The organism is Enterococcus sp. C57, from assembly GCF_040887305.1.
GTDB classification, from domain to species: domain Bacteria; phylum Bacillota; class Bacilli; order Lactobacillales; family Enterococcaceae; genus Enterococcus_B; species Enterococcus_B hirae.
The window spans coordinates 51,115-75,750 of the sequence record NZ_JBFOFP010000004.1 but is presented as its reverse complement, the minus strand read 5'-3'; the positions used below and the strand labels follow the sequence as shown (position 1 = coordinate 75,750).

General features: G+C 35.9%; 21 protein-coding genes and 1 pseudogene. 8 read left to right on the top strand and 14 right to left on the bottom strand.

Annotated features, from left to right (window positions below; translation table 11 throughout):
• Positions 1–29: 29 nt before the first annotated feature.
• From deoB to AB5M32_RS05885, 11 genes are all read right to left on the bottom strand, one after another.
• Positions 30–1,196: a phosphopentomutase gene (gene deoB / locus AB5M32_RS05935; protein ID WP_010720467.1), complete on the bottom strand. Its 1,167-nt coding sequence runs from the start codon at positions 1,194–1,196 to the stop codon at positions 30–32.
• 97 nt (positions 1,197–1,293) lie between these two features.
• Positions 1,294–2,250 (bottom strand): ABC transporter permease, encoded by a 957-nt coding sequence (locus AB5M32_RS05930; RefSeq protein ID WP_010720468.1) that lies wholly within the window; start codon positions 2,248–2,250, stop codon positions 1,294–1,296.
• Positions 2,250–3,383: an ABC transporter permease gene (locus tag AB5M32_RS05925; RefSeq protein WP_010720469.1), complete on the bottom strand. Its 1,134-nt coding sequence runs from the start codon at positions 3,381–3,383 to the stop codon at positions 2,250–2,252. Before AB5M32_RS05925 ends, AB5M32_RS05930 begins: the two co-directional genes overlap by 1 nt.
• Positions 3,376–4,938 (bottom strand): ABC transporter ATP-binding protein, encoded by a 1,563-nt coding sequence (locus tag AB5M32_RS05920; RefSeq protein WP_010720470.1) that lies wholly within the window; start codon positions 4,936–4,938, stop codon positions 3,376–3,378. The genes AB5M32_RS05925 and AB5M32_RS05920 overlap by 8 nt, the downstream gene beginning before the upstream one ends.
• 381 nt (positions 4,939–5,319) lie before the next feature.
• Positions 5,320–6,402 (bottom strand): BMP family protein, encoded by a 1,083-nt coding sequence (locus tag AB5M32_RS05915; RefSeq protein ID WP_010720471.1) that lies wholly within the window; start codon positions 6,400–6,402, stop codon positions 5,320–5,322.
• Between the two features lie 73 nt (positions 6,403–6,475).
• A complete protein-coding gene (locus tag AB5M32_RS05910; protein WP_010720472.1) occupies positions 6,476–6,874 on the bottom strand; it encodes a cytidine deaminase in 399 nt (132 codons plus the stop codon).
• Positions 6,875–6,891: 17 nt separating this feature from the next.
• Positions 6,892–7,554 (bottom strand): deoxyribose-phosphate aldolase, encoded by a 663-nt coding sequence (gene deoC, locus AB5M32_RS05905; protein ID WP_010720473.1) that lies wholly within the window; start codon positions 7,552–7,554, stop codon positions 6,892–6,894.
• Positions 7,555–7,568: 14 nt separating this feature from the next.
• A complete protein-coding gene (locus tag AB5M32_RS05900; protein WP_063626393.1) occupies positions 7,569–8,870 on the bottom strand; it encodes a pyrimidine-nucleoside phosphorylase in 1,302 nt (433 codons plus the stop codon).
• Between the two features lie 140 nt (positions 8,871–9,010).
• Complete coding sequence (locus AB5M32_RS05895) at positions 9,011–10,027, bottom strand: LacI family DNA-binding transcriptional regulator (RefSeq protein WP_010720475.1); 1,017 nt, start codon at positions 10,025–10,027, stop codon at positions 9,011–9,013.
• A gap of 168 nt (positions 10,028–10,195) precedes the next feature.
• Positions 10,196–12,517: a hypothetical protein gene (locus tag AB5M32_RS05890; RefSeq protein ID WP_368024365.1), complete on the bottom strand. Its 2,322-nt coding sequence runs from the start codon at positions 12,515–12,517 to the stop codon at positions 10,196–10,198.
• A 352-nt stretch (positions 12,518–12,869) separates the two neighbouring features.
• On the bottom strand, positions 12,870–13,475 hold the full coding sequence (locus AB5M32_RS05885) for a class I SAM-dependent methyltransferase (protein WP_010736788.1): 606 nt from the start codon (positions 13,473–13,475) through the stop codon (positions 12,870–12,872).
• A gap of 321 nt (positions 13,476–13,796) precedes the next feature.
• Between AB5M32_RS05885 and coaA the strand changes: the two genes are divergently transcribed.
• From coaA to AB5M32_RS05860, 5 genes are all read left to right on the top strand, one after another.
• Positions 13,797–14,720, top strand: a complete 924-nt coding sequence (coaA, locus tag AB5M32_RS05880; protein ID WP_010720479.1) for a type I pantothenate kinase — start codon at positions 13,797–13,799, stop codon at positions 14,718–14,720.
• 59 nt (positions 14,721–14,779) lie between these two features.
• Positions 14,780–16,345, top strand: coding sequence for a glutamine-hydrolyzing GMP synthase (gene guaA, locus AB5M32_RS05875; RefSeq protein ID WP_010720480.1), 1,566 nt, complete (start codon positions 14,780–14,782; stop codon positions 16,343–16,345).
• A 186-nt stretch (positions 16,346–16,531) separates the two neighbouring features.
• A complete protein-coding gene (locus AB5M32_RS05870) occupies positions 16,532–16,909 on the top strand; it encodes a TIR domain-containing protein (protein ID WP_178286987.1) in 378 nt (125 codons plus the stop codon).
• A gap of 11 nt (positions 16,910–16,920) precedes the next feature.
• On the top strand, positions 16,921–17,886 hold the full coding sequence (locus AB5M32_RS05865) for a caspase family protein (RefSeq protein ID WP_178286989.1): 966 nt from the start codon (positions 16,921–16,923) through the stop codon (positions 17,884–17,886).
• Positions 17,887–17,909: 23 nt separating this feature from the next.
• Positions 17,910–18,467: a restriction endonuclease gene (locus AB5M32_RS05860; protein ID WP_178286991.1), complete on the top strand. Its 558-nt coding sequence runs from the start codon at positions 17,910–17,912 to the stop codon at positions 18,465–18,467.
• 190 nt (positions 18,468–18,657) lie between these two features.
• On the opposite strand, the pseudogene AB5M32_RS05855 reads toward AB5M32_RS05860, so the two are convergent.
• Positions 18,658–19,100, bottom strand: a pseudogene (locus AB5M32_RS05855) (site-specific integrase); the annotation flags it as partial.
• Here AB5M32_RS05855 and AB5M32_RS05850 point away from each other — a divergent pair.
• The 3 genes from AB5M32_RS05850 (at position 19,068) to AB5M32_RS05840 (ending at position 21,837) form a co-directional block, all read left to right on the top strand.
• A complete protein-coding gene (locus AB5M32_RS05850; protein ID WP_368024364.1) occupies positions 19,068–19,259 on the top strand; it encodes a DNA methyltransferase in 192 nt (63 codons plus the stop codon). The pseudogene AB5M32_RS05855 and the gene AB5M32_RS05850 sit on opposite strands and share 33 nt — an antisense overlap.
• A 45-nt stretch (positions 19,260–19,304) precedes the next feature.
• Positions 19,305–21,215: a P-loop NTPase fold protein gene (locus tag AB5M32_RS05845; protein WP_178286995.1), complete on the top strand. Its 1,911-nt coding sequence runs from the start codon at positions 19,305–19,307 to the stop codon at positions 21,213–21,215.
• Positions 21,216–21,405: 190 nt separating this feature from the next.
• Positions 21,406–21,837 carry an IS3 family transposase gene (locus AB5M32_RS05840; RefSeq protein WP_218620175.1) on the top strand — a complete coding sequence of 144 codons (432 nt, stop codon included), beginning with the start codon at positions 21,406–21,408 and terminating at the stop codon, positions 21,835–21,837.
• A 372-nt stretch (positions 21,838–22,209) separates the two neighbouring features.
• Here the strand turns inward: AB5M32_RS05840 and AB5M32_RS05835 are convergent, their stop codons facing one another.
• Both AB5M32_RS05835 and AB5M32_RS05830 read right to left on the bottom strand, forming a co-directional pair.
• On the bottom strand, positions 22,210–22,761 hold the full coding sequence (locus AB5M32_RS05835; protein ID WP_010720481.1) for a hypothetical protein: 552 nt from the start codon (positions 22,759–22,761) through the stop codon (positions 22,210–22,212).
• A 374-nt stretch (positions 22,762–23,135) separates the two neighbouring features.
• Complete coding sequence (locus tag AB5M32_RS05830; protein WP_178286997.1) at positions 23,136–24,584, bottom strand: helix-turn-helix domain-containing protein; 1,449 nt, start codon at positions 24,582–24,584, stop codon at positions 23,136–23,138.
• Between the last annotated feature and the right edge of the window lie 52 nt (positions 24,585–24,636).

Here is a 24,636-nt window from a genome sequence, read left to right as displayed (position 1 = left end):
GTCAAATTTTCAAACGCGGTCTGTCATTCCTATTTCAAAAGTTTTAAGAAACTTTCGCCATTTTCGGTAGCAGGAACATCGAAGTTTTCAGCAATCGTTGCTGCGATATCTGAATAGTAGCCTTGTGGCAAGCTTCCTTGTCCTTGCATTTTTTTGCTGAAAACTAATAATGGTACATATTCACGTGTATGATCTGTTCCAGGGAATGTTGGATCGTTTCCATGATCAGCAGTAATCATCAGTAAGTCGTCCTCTGCCATTGCCTCTAATATTTCAGGAATACGTAAATCAAAATCTTCAATTGCGTGGGCATAACCTACAACATCCCGACGATGTCCAAATAATGCATCAAAATCAACTAAATTAGTAAAACTGATCCCTGTAAACTCTTTTTTCATCACATTTAATAATTGGTCAACGCCATCCATATTGCTTTTCGTACGGACGAACTCTGTAATTCCTTGACCGTTGAAGATATCGTTGATTTTTCCAACAGCGATAACGTCTTTTCCTGCTTCTTTTAATGAATCTAAAACCGTATGCCCGAATGGATCCAATGCGTAATCATGTCGGTTGCTCGTACGAGTAAAATTACCAGGTTCTCCAACGTAAGGTCGCGCAATAATTCGACCAATCATGTATGGGTCGTCTTTAGTAATGTCACGAACGAACTGACAAATCCGATAAAGTTCTTCTAAAGGAATAATTTCTTCATGTGCAGCAATTTGTAAAACTGGATCTGCGGACGTATAGACGATCAAATCACCAGTTTTCATTTGATGTTCACCATAGTCATCTATAACAGCGGTTCCACTATATGGTTGATTGCAAACAATTTTGCGTCCTGAGAAGTCTTCGATTTGTTTGAGTAATTCATCAGGGAAACCGTTAGGAAATACTCGAAATGGTGTCTTGATGTTCAGACCCATGATTTCCCAGTGACCGGTCATTGTATCTTTTCCTACAGATACTTCCTCCAATTTAGTGGCATAGCCTTGGTGGTTTTTAACCGCTTCGACACCTTCTAATGGGCGAATCGTTCCTAATCCTAACTGTTCTAAATGAGGAATTGTCAAACCAGCTTCTTTTGCGATATGCCCTAGTGTATCTGAACCTTTATCACCAAATTTTTCAGCATCTGGCGCTTCGCCGATTCCTACTGAATCCATGACAATCAAATGTACGCGTTTAAACATGATTATTCCTTCTTTCTTTTTTATTATTGCTATTAAATCAAAAAGGGCGAGTCGAAAAAACATTTCCCGTAACCCACCCTTTTTATTCACTAAAAGTTTATTTTGATTTTATATAATTTTTACCGTTTGCTTTAGGTCCAGATGCTTTTCCTAAGAACGCTACTAACACAATAACGGTTAATAGGTAAGGTGCAATCTGCAGCAATACTGGCGGTATCGAAGAAATCACTGGTAATTGAGCCCCGATGATACTTAAACTTTGCGCAAAACCAAAGAATAAAGAAGCGCCCATGGCCCCTAGTGGATTCCATTTACCGAAGATCATAGCAGCCATTGAGATAAACCCTTGACCTACGATCGTTCCGGCAGAGAAATTCCCTGAAATCGATTGAGCGAATACTGCGCCACCCATTCCGCCAAGTAAACCAGAGATCAATACCCCAGAATAACGCATCGCGTAAACATTGATTCCCAATGTATCCGCTGCTTGAGGATTTTCACCCACTGAGCGTAAGCGAAGTCCAAACTTTGTCTTAAAGATAATAAACCAAGCAAGAATCGCAATTAAAATGGCACAATAAGCTGGTAAAAATGTATTTTTAAAGAAAATTGGTCCAATCACAGGGATTTTTGATAATCCAGGAAATGAGAAATATCCTAAGTTAACTGAAATGTTATCAGTTTGTCCTTTTCCATACCATGTTTTAATTAAAAATACACCCAAAGCTGGTGCCATCAAGTTGATAACTGTCCCGCTGATGATATGGTCTGCACGTAAACTAACAGTTGCTACTGCATGTAATAAAGAGAATAACACACCAACTATCCCACCGACTAAAATAGCGATCCATGGTGTCATGTCTCCTAAGGTAGGACTCATGGTTAGATTAAATACTACCGCACTGAAAGCACCCATAACCATGATGCCTTCTAAACCTACATTGACAATCCCACTTCGTTCAGAAAAAGTTCCACCTAAAGATGTAAGAATTAATGGTGTTGAATAAACCAACGTTGAAGTGAGGATTAAAGCAATTAACTCAGTTGTTGACATTATAATTCTCCTCCTTCTTGACTCTGATTTGTTGGTTTCGATTCAACAGTCTCCACGATCGCTTCTTGTTTTTTACCTTGGAAGAATTTTGCCATAATGAAACGAATCAAGAAGTTGATCCCAACAAAGAAAATAATCAATGCAATCGATACATTTACGATTTCAAATGGTATACCGGCACCTGTTTGCATCCCCAAACCACCGATTTTCAAGATACTGAACAAGAGTGCTGAAAGTAAAATTCCAATCGCTGAACCAGAACCTAACAGTGACACAGCCATTCCGTCAAATCCGATGGCTAATGAAGTTGTTTGGACGAAAAAGTTTTGATACGTTCCTAATCCTTCGACTACTCCACCAAGTCCTGCTAAAGCGCCTGAAATCATCATGGAGAAGACGATCGTACGTTTACTACTCATTCCAGCATACTCAGAAGCAAAAGGATTTAGACCTACCGAACGAATTTCAAAGCCTAACGTCGTTTTCTTCATCAATAGCCAAACAACAACCAGTGCAATCAATGCTAAAAACAAACCAGCATTTACACGAGAACCGCCAAACATTTGTGTCAGCCAAGGTAATCTAAGAGAAGCATTTTGCCCAATCAAATTTGAAGAATCTAAGCTTGAACGATACGTGTCTGGCATGATGTCATGTAAAGCAAAAGTACTTAAATAAAGTAAAATATAGTTCATCATAATAGTGACGATTACTTCACTTGTACCGAAAAAGGCTCTTAACACCCCTGGGATAGCCGCAGCCAAGGCTCCTGCCAAAGCACCTAAAATCACACAAGTCGGTAATAAAATGACTTTTGGCAGATCAGGAAAGGCAAGTGCTACCCACACACTAACGATCCAACCACAGAGTGCTTGTCCCGAAAGCCCGATATTGAAGAATCCTGCTGAGTTCGCAACAGAAAAACCTAATGCAGTAAAAATCAACGGTGTTGCTTGCCGTAATGTTTCACCAATACTTCTTTGAGAACCAAGGGACGCATTTAACATTGAAGAATAACCTTGGCCTGGGTTATAACCAAAAGCTGCCATCAAGATAGCACCTAAAACTAAACCTAGAATTACCGAAAAAATAGGAACTAGGAGATTACGTATCTTTTCATTGCGATCATTCATGTGCGCCACCAACCTTTTCTAACTCTTTTCTTGCTTCTTCTAAAGAATAGCCCGCCATAAGTAATCCTAGTTCATTTTCAGAAGTTTCTTTTGGATCAACGATTCCCACGATTTTTCCTTCGTGGAGTACCGCAATACGATCAGAAACATTCAAAATTTCTTCTAATTCAAAACTAATCAATAAGACCGCTTTGTATTTGTCTCTTTGTTCAATCAAACGTTTATGAATAAACTCGATTGCTCCAACATCTAGCCCACGTGTCGGATTAGCAACGATCAACAAGTCAGGATCACGATCGATTTCCCGAGCAATAATTGCTTTTTGTTGATTCCCACCTGATAATGCTTTTGCTGGCACAAGTTCATTCGTTGTTCGAACATCATACTCTTCGATTAATTCTCGTGCATGTTCATTGATCAACGAATAATTCAATAAGCCATTTCTACTGTAAGGTTTTTGGTAATAATTTTGTAAAGCAATATTCTCCGCTAACGTCATATCCAACACTAAGCCATACTTATGACGGTCTTCGGGCACATGTCCTACACCAGCCTCCGTAATTTTTCTTGGCTTTTTATTCGTGATATCTTCATCTTTTAAGCGAATTGTTCCACTTTCTGCTTTACGTAAACCGGTTAACGCCTGGATCAATTCTGACTGTCCGTTACCATCAATACCAGCAATTCCTAAAACTTCTCCTGCTCGTACTTCTAAACTTAGATCTTTGACTGCGTCCAATCCTCGGTTTTCTTTAACCACTAGATTTTCAATCGATAACACAACTTCTTGAGGCTGACTTTCTTTCTTCATTGTCTTAAATGAAACCGTACGTCCAACCATCATATCTGCCAATTGTTGTGAAGAGACATCTTTTACATTTACTGTACCAATCCCTTTACCACGACGGATAACTGTACAACGATCTGCTACAGCTTTAATCTCATCTAACTTATGGGTGATCAAAATGATCGATTTTCCTTCTTTGACCAACTCTTTCATGATTACAATCAGTTCGTCAATCTCTTGTGGCGTTAATACCGCTGTAGGTTCGTCAAAAATCAAGACATCTGCCCCACGATAAAGTGTTTTTAAGATTTCTACCCGTTGTTCCATTCCAACAGAGATATCTCGGACATACGCATCAGGATTGACCGATAAACCATATTGTTCAGAAAGCTTTTGGATTTCTTCACGTGCTTGGCGACGATCAAGTACCCCTGCTCGACTTGGCTCACTTCCCAAAACAATATTTTCAGTAACAGTAAATGCATCCACAAGCATAAAGTGCTGATGGACCATTCCGATACCTAGCTGGTTCGCTTTTGTCGGACTTGTAATTTTCACTTCTTTCCCATGCATCAGTATTTCACCTGATGTTGGCTCTAAAAGGCCTGAGAGCACATTCATCAAGGTTGATTTTCCGGCACCATTTTCTCCAAGTAAAGCGTGGATCTCTCCTGCTTTCACTTGCAAGTTGATGTTGTCATTTGCTTTGAACGTACCAAACTGTTTGGTGATATTCCGCATTTCGATGACAATATTTTCTTGAACCACAATTTTTCACATCCTAACGATTTCTATCTAGGCAACGATTAACAAAGATTTTTCATAAAATCTCAAATTGAAGCAAAAATTTCAGGGGATTATTCCCTTATCAAGAGGCTGTGAAAGAAGCGTTTAGCTCCGAGCAAATAAGAGAGGATTTTTTAAAATAGCTTCTCATATTTTTAAAAATCATCGCTTATTGTTGAGGAGCTGCTTCTTGAACGCCGTTTAGCAAGAGGCTGTGAGCAGCATGTTCTACTTCAAGAATTAAGAACAAAAAAACGAAAATAGCTTTTCAGCAACATCTTGATAAAGAAACAATCGTTAGTTATTTACTAAACCATAGCCTTGTCAAACAATTGTCCAACAAGGCTATAGAAATTCGTTTGATTATTTTTCAGGAGTTTCTGGTACTTTGATATCTCCTGAGATGATTTTTTCTTTTGCTTCATTCACAGCTTTTTCTGCTTTTTCTGAAAGTTGACCTTTTGTGATACCAACACCGTCTTCTTTCAATCCGTAAACGGTATGTTCCCCACCAGGGAAATCACCATCAGCTGATTTTTGAGCTAAGTCTTCAACAACAGTTCCTACACCTTTTAGAGTTGATGTCAAAGTAAAGTTTTTCTTTTCACCATTTAAAGTGTATTCGCCTTCGTCAGATTGGTCACGGTCAACCCCGATAACCCAAACTTTTTTGTCGCCTGATTCGTTTAATGATTTCGCTTCTTGGAATACACCGTTACCAGTACCACCAGATGCGTGGAAAATGATATCTGCATTTTGTGCATACATTCCTTGAGCAATTGAACGTCCTTTATCTGGCGCTGAGAAGTCTCCTGCATATTGATTCAAGACTTTAATTTCTTTGTTTAATGCTTTTGCACCAGCATCTACACCAGCTTTGAATCCTGCGTCAAAACGATCGATTACTTCACCTTTTACCCCACCAATGAAACCAACAGTGTTTGTTTCAGTTGTGTAAGCTGCGGCAATCCCAGCAAGATAAGAAGCTTCGTTATCTTTAAATGTTGCTGAAACCACGTTGTCTTTGCCGTCGATAACGTCATCAATAATAGCAAAGTTTGTTTCAGGATTTGATGCAGCTTGCTCTTCAATAGCTGGTTTCAATTTATAACCAATACCAAAGATTGTTTTAAAACCTGCATTCAAAGCTTGGTCAATATTAGGGATATAATCTGATTCATTTGCTGATTGGAAATATTGGAACCCATCATTCCCACGTGATAGATCATGATCTTTCCCCCAAGCTTGTAGTCCTTCCCAAGCTGACTGGTTGAATGAACGGTCATCAACACCGCCCGTATCTGTGATCAATGCTGCAGTTGCTGTTTTTGAACCGCTGTTTCCACCGGTTGAATCAGTTGAATCTGATCCGCTGCCACATGCGCCCAATAATAACCCAGCAGATAACGCTACAGCACTTAAACCAAATAATTTTGCTTTTTTCATTTCTGTAAAGCCCCCTAAAATAATTGTTTTATTTTTCAACAGTCAGCTGACTGAATGAACATGAGTGATAATTCTATAGATCTTTTTCTGTAAAGGCGTAAGGTAATAGTTCTTTAACCGTCATTGCCTTAGTCACACCGTTATCCCCTACTAAAGTTACCGGCATGTCTGGTACACAAAACTCAGCCATTACTTGACGACAAGCACCACAAGGAGAAATTGGCTCTGGCGTATGACCAGCCACTACTAAATGAGTAAACTCTTTTTCTCCTTCAGAAACAGCTTTGAAAAAAGCCGTGCGCTCCGCACAATTGGTTAAACCAAACGAGGCATTTTCGATGTTGACTCCTTGATACGTTTTTCCAGATTCAGTGACTAAACATGCGCCTACTGGAAAATGTGAATATGGTACATATGCTTTATCCAATGCTTCTACTGCAATGTTGATCCATTCTTGCTTCACTTCTGTCATAAGCTTCCCCTTACTACTTAATAGCCTTCGCCAGTAGATCCTGACATAATCGAAACTCCTGCACTGGTACCAATTCTTGTCGCACCAGCTTCAATCATTGCCAAAGCTTCAGCTTCGTTATGGATACCACCAGATGCTTTTACACCCATTTCAGGTCCAACAGTTTCACGCATTAAACGAACATCTTCGACTTTTGCTCCTCCAGTTGAAAATCCTGTAGAAGTTTTAACAAAGTCTGCCCCAGCAGCTTTTGCCAGCTCACAAGCTTTTACAATTTCCTCATGATTTAATAAAGCTGTTTCGATGATGACTTTGACTAAAGCACGATCTTTGGCCGCTGCAACCACTGCTTCAATATCTTTTTGGACTTTATCAAACTGTTGAGACTTCATTGCCCCAATATTGATGACCATATCCACTTCATCTGCGCCATTTTCAATCGCATTTGTAGTTTCAAAAGCCTTAGTTTCAGCAGTATTAGCTCCTAAAGGAAAGCCAATTACTGTACATACTGCCACTGGTTCGCCTTTTAATTGTTCTTTTGCTAGTGCGACCCATGTTGGGTTGATACAAACAGAATAGAAATGGTATTTCTTTGCTTCTTCAATAATTCGCATGACGTCTTCTTGAGAAGCATCTGCTTTTAAGATGGTGTGATCGATCATTCGGTTCAATTCCATTTTTTTCTCTCCTTTTATTCGGTGATGATATCATGTATCAATGTAGGCTTTTCAGCCGAGTCACTAATTTGGATATTTTGATAGAGCAATTCTTGAACAGAAGAAATCTCTTTTGTATTACTGTAGATTGTCAATAATGATTCTCCCTCTTTTACAGAATCACCAATTTTTTTATTTAATTTAAGACCAACTGCGTGATCAATATCATCTTCTTTAGTTTTGCGTCCTGCACCTAACATCATAGCTGCAATCCCCAACTCATTCGCAACGAGTTTTGAGACAATACCACTCGATTTGGCTGGCAACTCAACAACATACTTAGCTGTCAGTAACCGTTCTGGTTGGTCTACGATAGAGTCATCTCCACCTTGATTACGGATCATTTCCTTAAATTTGTCTAAGGCTTTGCCAGATTCTAGTGCTTCTTGCAGTAAACTTCTAGCTTCTTCGATTGTTGCTGCTTGATTGGCTAAGACCACCATCTGACTCCCTAATGCATAACACATTTCCAGCAAGTCTTCTGGTCCATTGCCGTTTAACGTTTCAATTGCTTCCACAACTTCAAGACTATTACCAATTGCTTCACCAAGAGGTTCAGACATATCAGAAATTACGGCTACTGTCTGACGATGAGCTAATTTTCCAATACTAGTCATTGTTTTTGCTAAACGTCTAGCATCTTCAATATTCTTCATAAAGGCGCCGTCACCTGTCGTCACGTCTAAAACGATCGCATCTGCTCCTGCGGCAATTTTCTTACTCATGATCGAACTGGCAATCAAAGGAATCGAATCCACTGTCGCAGTCACATCCCGCAAAGCATAAAGTTTTTTATCTGCTGGTGCAAGATTTCCTGATTGTCCAATAACAGCCACTTTACTCTCATTGACAATTCGGATAAACGCTTCATCAGAAAGCTCGATTTGAAATCCAGGAATTGCTTCTAGTTTATCCAGCGTACCACCTGTATACCCCAAACCTCTACCAGACATTTTGGCAACTGTAACACCCACACTTGCAACTAAAGGCGCTAAGATCAACGTTGTCGTATCTCCCACACCACCTGTAGAGTGTTTATCCACTTTGATCCCATCTAAAGGACTTAAATCAATGACATCTCCTGAGTGGGCAATGGCAAGTGTTAAATCCGTGATTTCTCTATCGGTCATATCTTGATAAAAGATCGCCATCAACAATGCGCTGATTTGATAATCTGGAATTTCACCATTCGTGTATTTTGTAATAATATACTCGATTTCTTTTGTCGATAATTCATTTCCGTCTCGCTTTTTTTCAATCAGATCCACCATTCGCATTGCTTGATCCTCCTCGTCTTCATTCGGTATTATACAGGAATTTTCCAAAAGGTAAACCACTTTAGTAAACCAGTTTACTAAGAATACAAAGAGCTACTCACCGCCTTTGTAAACACTTACATAAGCAATATAACGCTGAGTTATCCCTTTGTCAATGTTTTTATGCTCTCACGAATAATTAATTTTGTTTCAAAGACTTTGTTCGGAACTTTGCGTTGTGGGAACTCGATCGTGTCGATCAAAAATCTTGCGGCATAAAATCCAATATCAGAACTTGGCTGTTTCACTGTTGTCAATTGAGGGATCATATACTCGGATAACTTCAACCCATCGAAACCAATAACTGAAATATCATCGGGGATTTTTTTGCCTAATTCATCAATCGCTTGGTAACAACCAATCGCCATTGCATCATTTCCACAAAAAATTGCTGTAAGATCTTTGTGCTTTAAGAGCCGTTTAGACGCCTCGTATCCACCTTGGACCGTCAACTCCCCTTGTTCTACATACTTTCCATTGAAAGGGATTCCATGATCCTTTAGTGCATGACGATACCCGTTGAACCGTTCTTCTAACTGGTAATAGCCTGTTGTTTCTTTGAGCATACCGATTTTGGTATGACCGTTCTTAATAAACAAAGAAACTGCTTGATAAGCCCCCTCATACTCTTTTACGATCAACCGACCATTATCTCTGGTATTCAATCCACGATCAATCAAAATAATCGGCATATTTTTATAAAAACCACTATCTAAAGAATAGTCATCTGGCAAAACATTGGGCGTAGCCAATAAGATTCCATCCACTGAGCGATGAGCCAATTCTTTTAAATACTTGATTTCATTTTCTTGACTATGACGAGAGTTGCAAAGCATGATCACATACCCCAGTGGATTCAAGTAACTCTCGACCCCTTCAATCAATTTAGAAAAGAAGAAGTCAGTGACATCTGGCACGATCATACCAATCGTTTTAGAATGACGATTGATCACATTCGAGGCAAAGTAATCTGGTTTATAATGGTGCTCGTTAACAATATTCAGGACTTTTTTTCGTGTTTTATCACTAAAGCGGCTCCCTTTATTATTTAAAATTTGTGATACAGTGGTGACTGAAACACCTGCCATTTCTGCAATGTCTCGGATCGTTAGTTTCACTTCTTCTCCTCCTTTATGATGTAAATTCTTTTTTAGTTTACCAAAAGCATATAAAAAAGAATAGATAGAAAAAAATAAGAAAAAATCTTTTATTCACTAATAAAAATAAATAACTTGGAAAGTGCCAATTTCCTAAACTGACTTCTTAAAAACTTCTGTAACTGCCGATCATCTGTCATTGTTCTTCTCTTTCATAGGAGTTTTTTCATTGGCTTGAGTAACTAGCGATTGATCTTTTCTATTATTGATTGCACTAGTTACTTTCTCACTCAAAGAAGACTTCTGACTTTGGGTTACTAAATGATCAGCAGCTATATGTTCAGAATCCCGTTTTTCAATCGCTCCTACCATTCTATCTACCTGCTTGAGAAGTATTTTTTTCTCATCATGAGCTATTTCCTGATCGTTTAAGATTTCATTATGGAGTTCTAGAATCTTTTCTCGAACAGATGAAAAAAGTTGAAGCTCTTTTTGATAACCTGCCGTTCGATCCGTGGCGATCATCGTTGTTAGCTGTTCAAGGAAAGGTTTTTTATTTTCAATAGGAATCTTTGGATCTTGCCTTACTTGTTGCCTAAGATTTAAAAAGTTTAAATCATGTTTATCGACTGCCTGAAAATAGTCTGCCGTATTTCCTTTCATAAGAAGCTCTCCGATATCCATAGCTAGCCTCTGCTCTTCATTCTCTTGCAAATCTTTTTTAGTCAGCGTAGCTTGTTGACTGCCTTTTTCTTGTTCATCCTTGGGAACAGAAATCTTTCCCCCATCCCCTATCAGTTGTTTCTCCTGGCTCTCAAATCTATTTATGGCATCAAAGAGTCCTGTTCTTATCTTTAGAATTTTTTGTAACTTTTGTTCGTATTTAATCATGCGATGATCAATTTGTTGCTCCTTCTTCGTCTTTTGAGAAACCTCTTGTTGGTATCCTAGTTGTATATTTTGAACGTGAGACTTTAAAACAAGAGCAACAAGCGTGGAATCTTGCCGATTTTCTCCACCAACTCGTTGATTTTTTGCTGTTGGTTCCTTTAACTCAGATAAAACGATTACTTTCAAATGTGGAGGGATTCGTTCCTCTTGATTGATTCTTTTAATCATTTCCTCTTCCCATTTATTTTCACTTATAAACTTTTGGCACTCTTTGATATCACTTTGAGCAGTTACATGTTCCTTTTGTTTTTCATTACTATTCGTGACTTTTTCTATTTGTTCAAAAAGCGGCTGATAGGTTTTATCCGTTGCCACTCGTTCTTTTAGTACTTCTAACAGTTGCTTTCTAATGAAAAATTCCTGTTTGATAACTGATATTTTTTTGATGTTGTTCTTTTTCGCTTCCTCTGAGGGATTAATTTCAGAAATGAGAGCTTTTTTTATTTCTTCTGAATACTCTTTGCTTTGTTTGATGCTAGCTACCACTTCTCGGGTCAATTGTTTGTCACTCATCAGTGCTTTATATGTATCTAGTTTTTCTTGAGCTACTTGTTTTCTTACTAATTCTTCGGTCAACACATTCTTTGTTAGCCAATCCAAATTTGACTCATCTTTGATTCGTTTGAGCAAGTCAATTCGCTCTTGTGGTACATCTTTTTTGAACATCTTATGTAAATCCTTATTTTTTTCACTTAGATCCGCGACTGCTTCTTCAAACAGTATAGCTTGACTATTAAATTTGGCGATACGTGCATCTAAATCGTTATGAAGTGCCTGTTTTTCTTCTGGAGTCAATCCATCTTGATGATCAATTTGTTCTTTCACATGTTTTACTTTAGAATAATCTGCCACACTTCTGATACTAACAAACTCCCAATAGACTGTTTTATTTCTCTGTGAAAGCTTGTCAAGCGTTGCCGCAGGACGATTTTGAATTTCTTGATTTAAGTTGTCTCGTCGCTGATCGTTGGGAATCGTATGGGTTAGAAATTCTTTTACCAGTTGTTCCCTCTCTGAGCGAGAAAAATCAAGTAGTTCAAACAGCAGCATGTTTCCAACAAATAGGACATCGTTGTTTTTTTGAGAATGGTAGCCTTTTTTGATCTGAGCAAATTTCTTTGGCTTTTTTTGGTAAAGCTTAATCATAGGCTTGTCGTTCATGATTTGAGTGAACCCGTTCTTAGCATCTCGATTCTTAAGTAAGAAATCAAATTTTTCTTGATCTTTCCATATCAATAGATTTTTATACTTAGACACCAGCGTGGGACGATACTGATGCAAACCATGATGTACTAATCCATCTAAGAGATCTAAAAGTTCATTTGTTAAAGCAACATGTTGATCATCTGGCTGAACTTCACTTTTTTCTCTTTTGCTATTTAATTTTTCTCTTTTCGTTTTATTGTTCTGGACGATCCCCTTCGCCTTTTCTTCCCATGCTTTAAATGTTGTAGCCATTTCGACATGGTCTTTTTCTAAATACCTTAATACGTTTTCCTGGTTATACATGGGTAATTCTAAAATAGATTTAGTATCTACTATCATTCTGGTTTGTGTCATTTTTTTATTCTCCTTTCAAGTCACTCAAATTTTTCAATACCATGCTAGTTTTGTTTTCTAAAAAAGGAAGAAACGTTATTCAATTATTAGCTCCTTGAAATACGCCACTTTTCAATAGGAAAAAGTTCCACTAGTTAGCGAAGTGTCTCACTCCTGTCATCAACTTTTTTACGATCTCCATATTCCCATGACCTAGAGTACCTATCGCCTGTTTTTTAATAGAAAGAAAGGGACAAAAATAAACCGAAGGACCCGCAAATAGTTACTTCTATTTTAGGATTCTTCGGTTGCTTTTAGAGTGTGTTATTTTGTCATAGCTTTTTATTTAGTCTCAAACACCACAATCAAACAGTTATTCTTTGATACTTTTGATGATATAGTACCCTTTCTCTTTATGGACGATTTCAGCATTCCCAAAGGTCTCTGCCATTTTGCTTTTTGCACTAGGAGCCCCTTGTTTTTTTTGAATGACAATGGTTAGTGTTCCACCCGATTTTAACCTTGGATATGCTTCGGTTAAAATTTCGTGTACCACTTTTTTACCGGCACGAATTGGCGGATTGCTGACGATTGCTGCATAAGTTTCTTCATGAACTGCTTCATAGATATTCGATTGATGAATATCCACCTGTTTGATCCCATTGCGGTTCGCATTTCCTTGAGCTAATTCTACTGCCCGAGAGTTAATATCGACCATCTCAACAAATCGCTGACTAGCAAAAGCGATCGCCAATCCAATCGGACCATAGCCACAACCAACATCCAAAATTTTGCCATCAGCTGGCAGCTCTTCCCAATTAAAGGTATCAATTAACACTCGTGAACCAAAGTCGACTGTTTCACGTGAAAATACTCCTGAATCTGTTACAAATTGGAAGTTTTTTCCTTTTAATTCAAATGACCATTGTTCAAAGTCATGTTCTGTCGTTGGCTCTTGCGAATAATAATGATTCGTCATATCGTTCATCCTTTTTATATTGTTTCTTGTTTCTTGTTTCTTGTTTCTTGTTTCTTGTTTCTTGTTTCTTGTTTCTTGTTTCTTGTTTCTTAGTCTATCCTTTTATCAATTGGCATGCAATGTCTATTTTTCCTAGTTTAAATAAATAGTTGATCAGAAACACGAACAGAATGAATTTTGATATGTCATCCTTTTTATTTATTCAGTTAACAGTTATTCACTTAAAAATAAGAGACTTATAACCATTCTCGTTTAGTGGTGGGGTTTAGCCGTGTTTTATGTTAAAATGATTCCATTGATGGGAGAATGCAGGAGGCTATTATGAATGATCCAATGAACTACTACCGTGTGGCAAGAGAAGAATGGCGTGAATTTTATCGTAATGGACAAGCACCTTTGACCCAAGACGAGCTAGATAACATCAAAAGTTTAAATGACCGTATTTCAATGCAAGATGTTCGAGATATCTATGTTCCTCTTGCTCATTTGATTTATCTATATATGAAAGAATTTGAATCTCTTTCGTTAAGTAAAGGTCTATTTCTTCATAAATATGTCGAAGTACCGCCATTTATTATTGGAATTGCTGGGAGTGTTGCCGTTGGAAAAAGCACAACAGCTCGCCTGTTACAAACGATCTTATCACGTACATTTAAACGCAGGAATGTTCAGTTGATTACAACTGATGGTTTTTTATATCCTAATGAAACGTTAAAAGAACGAGGGATCATGAATCGTAAAGGGTTCCCAGAAAGTTATGATATGGAGATGTTGATTGATTTTCTTAATCGAGTAAAATCCGGTCAGGAAGAAATAAAAGTACCTGTTTATTCACATGACATTTACAATATCATTCCTGGCGAATATGAATTGATCCAACAACCTGATATTCTGATTGTTGAAGGAATCAACACGCTGCAACTGCCTGCTAATCAACAAATCTATGTCAGTGATTTTTTTGATTTTTCTGTTTATGTTGATGCTGATTCATCATTAATTGAAAAATGGTATTTAGATCGATTCGGTGCCTTACTCGACACCGCTTTTCAAAATCCACAAAATTATTACTATCAATTTGCTATTGGCGATCGTGACGATGCATTTAAAATGGCGCAAGAAGTATGGAAAAATGTGAATTTGAAAAATTTAAACGAATATATCTTGCCTACTCGTGGCAGAGCAGATATAATTCTCCATAAAACTGAAAATCATATTATTGATTCGATTTTCATGCGAAAATATTAGCATTTTAAAATAGTTTATTCTATTTTGAGATAAAATTTAAAGGGATAGGGGTAATAAATGTGACAAACGTTGCCGACATGACAAACGTTGAAAAGATTATCGTATTAGACTACGGTAGCCAGTATAACCAATTGATTACACGACGCATCCGTGATTTAGGAGTTTTTTCTGAATTATTGAGCCATCGGGTTTCTGCTGAAGAAGTAAAAGCAATGAATCCAAAAGGAATCATTCTTTCCGGTGGTCCTAACAGTGTGTATGATGAAAATGCTTTTGGAATCGATCCAGAAATCTTTAACTTAGGGATTCCTGTATTGGGTATTTGCTACGGTATGCAATTGATTACGTATAAGCTAGGTGGGAAAGTTGAACCAGCTAAAAACCGTGAATACGGAAAAGCTCAGTTAGAAGTAACCAGTGACGATGCAGTATTGTTCAATGACACACCTAAACAACAAACCGTTTGGATGAGCCACGGGGACTTAGTAACCCAAGTTCCTGAAGGATTTGAAATCGTTGGTACAAGTAAAGACTGCCCGATCGCATCCATCCAAGATACAAAACGTAATTTCTATGGTATCCAATTCCATGCAGAAGTTCGTCATTCTGAATACGGAATCGAATTACTCCGTCATTTTGCTTTTGATGTTTGTCATTGTGAAGGAAACTGGACAATGAATAACTTCATCGATATGCAAATCGAAAAAATTCGTGAACAAGTTGGCGATAAAAAAGTATTGCTTGGACTTTCTGGCGGCGTGGATTCTAGTGTCGTTGGTGTTCTTCTACAAAAAGCAATCGGTGATCAGCTAACTTCCATCTTTGTTGACCATGGTTTATTGCGTAAAGGTGAAGCAGACCAAGTAATGGAAAGTTTAGGCGGGAAATTTGGTCTAAATATTATCAAAGTGGATGCAAGAAAACGTTTCTTAGACAAGTTAGCCGGCGTTTCTGATCCTGAGCAAAAACGTAAAATCATTGGTAATGAATTTGTGTATGTTTTTGATGATGAAGCAACAAAATTAGCGGGAGAAGAAGGAATTGCTTTCTTAGCCCAAGGAACACTTTATACTGATGTGATCGAAAGTGGAACGGAAACTGCTCAAACGATCAAATCTCACCATAACGTGGGTGGACTACCAGAAGACATGCAATTCCAATTGATTGAACCTTTGAACACATTATTCAAAGATGAAGTCCGTGAATTAGGAACACAACTAGGAATGCCAGATTCAATCGTTTGGCGTCAACCTTTCCCAGGTCCTGGTCTAGGTATCCGTGTCTTGGGTGAAATCAGTGAAGAAAAACTAGAAATCGTCCGTGAATCAGATGCGATCTTACGTGAAGAAATCGCAGCAGCTGGCTTAGATCGTGACATTTGGCAATATTTCACTGTTCTACCAGGAATCCGCTCTGTCGGCGTAATGGGCGATGGCCGTACTTACGACTATACAGTAGGTATCCGTGCAGTCACTTCTATTGATGGGATGACAGCAGACTTTGCCCGTATCCCATGGGATGTTTTACAAAAAATCTCTGTCCGCATCGTAAACGAAGTCGCTCACGTCAACCGTATCGTGTACGACATCACTTCTAAACCACCTGCAACTGTGGAGTGGGAATAATGAAAAACAGCCAACAAACGTGGTTAAACCAATGTTTGTTGGCTGTTTGTTTTTTCATTATCACACTTTTATCACAACTTTAAATAAAACATCTGATAATATAATATTTTTCTTCATTTATAGACTACTTAAAAAATTTTAGCAATGTATAATATAAATATAAATATTGATCGGAGGAAATAAAAAATGAAACGAATATTTATTAGCTTTGCAATCGAAGATTCTAACTTGAGAGATTTTTTAGTTGGTCAGGCAAAAAATACAAACAGTCCATTTGAGTTTGTTGATATGTCTGTAAAACAGCCTTGGAATGATTCTTGGAAGACTAGATGTAGAACGAAAATAAAAGGTTGTGATGGAGTAATTGCAATTGTGACAAAAAACACAATGAATGCTGATGGGGAACGTTGGGAAATCAAATGTGCTTCTGAAGAAAAAATTCCGGTTTTGGGAATTTGGGGAAATGATAACCATCTAGATGTTAAAATTCCTCCTGAACTACCATCTTATAAAATGAGAGATTGGAAATGGGCAAATATTGCATCTTGGATTAATAATTTATAGGAGTTACAATTATGAAAAAAGCGCTAGTAATAGGTATAGATGATTACCCTATCATTCCCCTCAGTGGCTGTATAAATGATGCAAATGCAGTAACAGAACTTTTACAAACTAATGGTGACGGTTCACCAAATTTTGAAGTTGTCCAATTAAACAATGTTGCTACTAAAGCAGATTTACTTAGGTCTATAGAAAAATTATTTTCAGGAGATGCTGATATTGCATTACTATATTTTTCTGGACACGGTAGTGATTCAGGATCAGGATATTTAGTAACACCCGACTTTAAAAATTATGACTTAGGAGTACCCATGACTGAAGTATTGAGATTAGCTAATGCTTCAAAGTGTCGAAATAAAATTATTATATTAGATTGTTGTTTTTCTGGAAAATTTGGTGAATCAGGAGTTATTCAGGGTACAGAATCCTTCCTTGGAGAAGGAGTCACAATAATGTCAGCAAGTATGCGTGATGAAGTATCTATGGAAGTATCCGGTCATGGTATATTCACAAACTTGTTATTGCAAGGGTTAAGAGGAAGTGCCTCAGACATAACTGGGAATATAACTCCTGCTAGCTTATATTCATTTATTGATCAATCTTTAGGTACTTGGGAACAACGCCCTGTTTTTAAAACTAATATTTCAAGATTTTTACCTATACGATCTATTGATCCACGTGTACCAAAAGAACTTTTACGAAAATTATCAACTTTCTTCCCAAATTCCAGCGATGAATTTCAATTAGATCCATCTTTTGAGTTTACCAATGATCCAAAACAAGAACATAAAATAATTGAACCTTATGCAGATGAAAATAATGTTTCTAAGTTTAAAACACTACAACTATACGAGAGTGTAGGTTTAATAGAACCTGTGGGGACAGAACACATGTATTTTGCTGCAATGAATAGTAAATCATGTAAATTAACTGCTTTAGGATTACATTACTGGAGATTATCTAAAGATAAAAGATTTTAATTTATTTGAACTGAAGGTGAAATATGTTTAATCCAACTATAGATAAAACTTTTGAACTAACACCTGAGCAATTTGAACGTTACTCTTTAGACGTTCTAAAGGAACAAACCAAAAACCTTGAAAACTTAGTAATTGAACACGACAAGATCATTGAAACATTTGATGGTAATTATCAAATTGATGGATATATTGAATTTTCTTTAATGGGTGTAACATATAAAACACTAATTGAATGTAAACATTACAAATCACCAATTAATAGAGAAAAAGTACAAATATTACATTCAAAGATTAATTCAATAGGTGCTCATAAAGGTATCCTAATTTCTACATCGAATTTTCAAAGTGGAGCTGTTAATTATGCTAGCCAACATGGAATAGCGTTAATTCAGCTTACAGATACAATGAGTGATTATCAAGCACGTTCTATGGAAGGTGTAATTGTTGCGTCTGGACTAAAGCCTTATAACTATGGAAAACCTTATTCAGGTGTATTAATTGATGGTACCGGAAAAGGTACTTTTACTTGTTCTTATCTAAGTCGTTCCAATAACGCATTGGAAGAGTTTATTAAAAAGTAAGTCAATGCTAATTTTTAGTATATATATAAATAAAATATTTCTAATTTTGTAAATGAAATAGATAATAGAACTAAAAATAAAGAGTCAATAATCATTTTTGACTCTTTATTTAATTTTTAAATTGATTTTTAACATCTTTTACTAGGCTCTCTTCTGGTAAGTCAACCTTTATATAATTATTTAAAGATTCCGCAACTGTAAAATTCGTGTTGGGATATAAATGTCCATAAGTCCCTAAAGTAGTTTGAATATCCTCATGTCCTAAGCGATCCTTTACCAATATGCATTCATGCCCATACTAATAAGGAGCGAAGCATGTGAATGTCTTAATGCGTGTATCCTTATACTGTGTACTTTTGCAACATCAGCATATCTTCTTATAATATGCCGAAGAGTATAATTTTGAGTAAAAACACTATTATAAGATAAAATAAAGTTCATTCCTTTTTGTTCATCTTGCCGTTGCTTCCACTTTTGCAAGTAGTTAATTGTTACATCATCTAAAGTAATCACTCGTTTACTAGCTTAAATTTCAGGCTCAACAAATTCATAGGTAATACTATTTTCATAATTAAGTGTCTTATTTATATTCAACGTTTTATGTTCAAAATCTATATCACTCCATTGATAGATGATTTGATATTATGCTATTCTCAACTGGACGATTTAGTGATTGATTTATTTTTAGGTAGCGATGTATCTGCCCTCTCCGCCCAAAGACTGAAGAAACGGTTCAACGGATATGAGCAAGATGGGAACACTTTCAAAAAGATTCTAGGAGTACTCAAATAACTTAGATATGCTTCATAAAATATTAAAACAAGGAGGACTTGGCAATTGCATCATGTATTAAACGAAGATTATCAAACAGAATTTATTGGACTTACTCACATTGACACTACAGTATCCGCAAAGAACTTCTCAGATTTATTGAAAGAGAATAAAACTTATTTTCTTAATGGTGCATGGGGGTCTGGAAAAACAGAATTTCTAAGAGAAGCTGAAAAAAAAGCAAAAAAAGAAATCAAAAAGAGATTTATTACTTTAGATTTTTGGAGAGTGACTGATGAGCGTTCAGTAGTTTCTATCGCTTTTTCAAAACTATTACCAAAAACATACTGGATTTTAAGATCTGCTATGATTTTATCTGTCGTTATCTCAATCTTAATGACAGACCTTGTAAATCTAGGGCTTTCTAAATTTTTGGGTACTCTTTTAATATCACAAATTGCTGGATTAGTAGCTTTGATTGTAGCAGTATGGAGCTTTTTTAAGATAAAATCTGATTCATTTTACGTATTGATACTTAAAAAATATCCTTTTAGAAACAAGGTTCTAGTTATAGATGATTTTGATAGAATTGATTCTCCCTTGCAGGAACAAATATATACATTATTTAATATTCTTGAAAATAGAATACCTATCATTTTTGTAGGAGACTACAGTAAATTATCACAAAATGATGGCAAATTTCTTCAAAAAATTATAAGTCGCAAAGTGGAACTTCCTTTTGCTTTACAACCACAGAATATCTGGAACGAGTATTTTAACGTATTGGAAAACAAACTATACTTCTCTGTTCCTGATGAGTTTAAAAGGATGGTAATCAATGAACAACGTAACTTACGTGAGCGTGAACAGTTTAATGATTACGTAAATAATGAGTTTTTTACTCGTGAAAAACTGAATTATGTTCAACCCATCCATCAACTACTAGTTATATACGTCTATCTGTTTCATCCAGATCATTATAATACCTTACTATCTAATTCTGAATTTGACTTTGCAGAGCAATTTCAGAATCAAGAAAAAGAAGTTCTTATTTCTACTAACAAAGATATTCTTCATTCACTTTTATATGCAATGCAGCGAACAGAAAATGAAGGATATCCATACCCATTTATAAAAAATAGACAAGGATACTTTTTGTATGAGCAGCCTTCAAATCAAACAGTTCAAGTTTTAAATTCGTTTATACAGGATAATGAGTCCTTAACACGTAACCTCTTATCTGACATGGACTCAGACTTTTACACTTATGTAACTAGTAACTATAAAGACTTTGAAAAAGACAAAAAACAGATAATCTTTGTTGCAACTTTAAAATTAGTAAAGGGATACAAGTATAGTCCTCTAATACAGTATGTTATCAACGAAAAAAATGAAGAATTAATGCCTAGAAAACGGTATATGGGAAATAATACGTGGGGTATTCCAGATAAGCGAGCGCATAAAAGTGATGAGCAAATTCGTAAAGAGATATACGATTCTTGGCATAATATATTGAATGAGTATGATTTTGACTTTTCTCAAGAACTTTATCTGCTTGAAAAATATAGCGAATTACACTTTCAGGCGTTAGGTGTTCTTTTTCCAGACATCGAACTTTCAATTGAGAACTTTGAACATGTTAGACGGAAAGATATTTTGTTAATTACGTATCTTTCATCAAAAAATATGTATGCAAAAATGGAAGACTGGTCGGTGTCTGTTTGGCAAATTATTGAACAGCTTTCTGATACTCAATATCTTTCATTTTGGGTGGCTCAGGGAATACTCGACAATAATAGAATCCATGAATTTGATATAATTCCTGAAAATAAACAATACATTTTATTAGAAAACAAACGTGACTTTGACTCTTACAATACATTTATAGATCATAGCTACACTATCCAGAAGATTAAACCTAGATTAAAGGAACTTGAAAACAAAGGATACACTTTCAACAAACGAAATAAAAAATAATTACACATAGAGAGTGAGACAATAGTCAAAAAAAGGCTCTATAATTTATGGCCCTGATGAATCAGAATTGACTCTTCTCATATTGCCAAGAACTATCTAAATAGAAATTTCCATGCAGATAAACCAAATGAAAAATGGTTAACTGATGTCAGTGAATTCAAGTACACTCTAGGAAACCAAGTAAAAAAAAATTTATCTTAGTGCCATTCTAGACTTAGCAGATCGGCGTATTGTTTCTTTCGTCATTAGCGATAGAAATGATAATAAGTTGGTTTTTGATACCTTTGACGAAGCGATTCGACTTGAACCTGTGGCTCATCCACTATTCCATAGCGATCGAGGGTTTCAGTACACCAGTAAAAACATGAGAAATAAAATCAAAAATCAAAGGATGAAACAAAGCATGTCTCGTGTAGCCCATTGTATTGATAATGGGCCAATGGAAGGGTTCTGGGGAACATTGAAACGTGAAAAATACTATCGTCGTAAATTTACAAGACGCGAAGATCTCGTATCGATGATCGAAGATTACATCAACTACTATAACAATGGCCGTTATCAACGATGCTTGAAATCCAAAACGCCATTACAAGTTCACCAACAGCTTTTAATGACAGCGTGATAATCGTATCCCTTAGATGTGTGAAATGTCCTTTGTTTCGCACATCTAAGGGATACGCCAACCAAGCGCAGCCGAGGTTTGAACAATGAAAAACAAAAGAACTGTTTGCCACAAAATTAGCAAACAGCTCTCTAAAAATTTTATTATATTTCCGTGTCCACTTGACGGGGAGCCAACCACAGAAGGCTCTCACGGTTCTTTTTGTTTTACAACCAATGAATCTTTCTCTATCAAAGGCTGTTCACTTCCTATTTTTTATAAATACTATCAAAGAGTATCATACCGTTCATGTGAAGCCAGTCAATCGTTTAATTTCTTCCCCCTCTTATTTTTGACAATCAATTGATTATTCGTATAAAAACGGGGAACTTGCTAAAAATAAAGAACGTAAAAAATCAGAAAAGCTAACTCGATGACCATAAAGTTAATAACTTGTTTTTTTCTTATTGCAGTAATCTTTTCGACATCTTCCCTGTCCAACAGAACGATTTTCAATGGATTATCGGGATGTTGATTTAGATAATTCTCCCAAAACTGTGCTTGTTTCTGACTTGACGGAGCGATTATACTAAGAAGTAAAATACAAAAGGTTAAGCCAATGATAAATAGGAAACTAGTCGAAAAATCTTGATAAAGCATACTAGTGACCAAAGCGCCTATAATACTTGCAAGTAATGCAACAGTCAATAACATTTGAATACCTCTTTTAAAAGTGGTATTCAAATACATATTTTGATAATTTATAATTGCTGTTTTTCTCAGCTTTAAGTCCTCTTTACTAAGTTCGGGGAACATTTCACTCACTTTATTTTTTTTCTTCTTTTCCATAGCCCGTCTTTGATTACGTAATCTAAAACCACAAAAAATAAAGACGGGTATCGCTATAATTGCATAAAATTGACTAACTAATCTCAGTACTTCCATTGAGAACCTCCATTTGTCTCCTAATTAATTAGTCCATAATAGCAAAGTACATTAAACTTTTCATTAATATTAAATGAGTAATTTTTACTGCAAACTTACTTGAATTACTACCAAAACAATGAGGATATATTTCTCTTCTCTAAAAGAACAGAAAGAAGTTTTTCTTCTTTCTGTCCAAATGATTCTAAGATTTCTCTTCACCAATATCATATCATTTAACAAAGAGCCCATAAAATTAGGTTAACTTTTAACCTATCTCTTCTTTTTGTCTCTTTTATCTGAGGAATATTCCTTCACCATTGATCAGCGTCTCCCCTTATTGACCACCTATGTTCAAACTAACAATGTCTCAAAGTTAATAAATATCAAACACGCTATGTAATTTCTGTTCTTGTTTGTTGATAAAAGAAAATCAAGTTTTGAATTTCTCTTGATTTGGGATATATAGAAATACCAAATATAGGGATATTGAACTGTCTGTTCAGCATCGTATTGGAAACAATACAATCATAGTTTTCCTTATGTAGCATCTGATCTGTAACTACCGGGGTTTTGCTGGCTACAAAACGATATCGTCCTCCTAGATAAAGCTCAAGCTTTGCAATAATGTAGCTAGCATATTGTTCAGAATTGGTTACAATCAACGCCCTAATTTGTTTACTCGTTTCAATCTTTTTTAGTAGATCATTCCAGTAGACAAGTAACAAAGCGACTAATTTTCTGGTAAATTCGTCATTTTTCATATACTTTAATAACTCTTTTTGATCCTTGTTAATTAAATAATTCTTTAGTCCTACTTGAATACTTTCGATTTCTGGAAGTATCTGTTTTAAAAACTGATGATGTTTATCATATAAAATAAAAGAAAGATTTTCCATATAGTCGCCATCATTAATTATTTTATAGCAGATTTCTTGTCGTTCTTCACATTTGATCTGATATTTTATTTCCAAATAATCAAGCAATATCCCAACCATCTTTGTTAAATAAGGTTTTTGTTGGTAGTCATCGCTGTTGTTCTGTATATCCAGTAGCGAACAAACAAACGGCTGTTCAAAGATGTATTTTATCAGATCCTGATCCTCTTCAAGAGATAACCATAAAGAAGTATTTTGCTTCTCGTTTGATCCTAAACATAAAAGATTGTTCTGCTCTTTTTCAATGAATTGTTTTTCGTTTTTTACTTGGTAAATTTTCATAGCAATATAAAATAAAAGCTGATTATGTTTTCGGTGTTCCAGTTTACGAATTATATCTTGAAGTTGATTATTCGTTATGTATTTTAAGTATAATTGACGACTTTTTTGACAAATTTCTTCATTGAAGGCCTCTTCTAAACACACATATTTTTCTAAAAGTAACTGGATCGTCAACTTTTCAATTAATTGTGTATTTCCCGTTAATCGAATCAATCCTCGAATTCTTAAGTGATATTGCTCTAAGGAAAGATTGATGCGCTTCACCATTCGCCTTAAAGTGCTCTCTGAAATAAATAGTTGTTCCGTTACTTCCAAGTAGTTCGTATATTTATTTAACACGATTGCTTCTAAAAATTGATACTCAATCGATTCATTCATAATAATTCGGTAAATATATTCTTCTGTGACATGAGGAGCAATTTCTGCAAATATCCCATTCTCACGATCAGTATGTATATTAATTTCTTTTGCATAAGAATCGATATCCATCAAGTCATTTCTCAATGTTTTTGAAGAACACTTTAATTGAGATTCTAAATCTTGAAAGCGATAGGTTTCTCCTTCAAAAAGCAATTCCAGTAGAAGTAACTGTCGTTTCATTTTTTTCGATAAAATATTTAACATTTACTTCCTCCCCTCTTTTTACCAACTAGAAAAAAGCATTCACTTTTTTCTA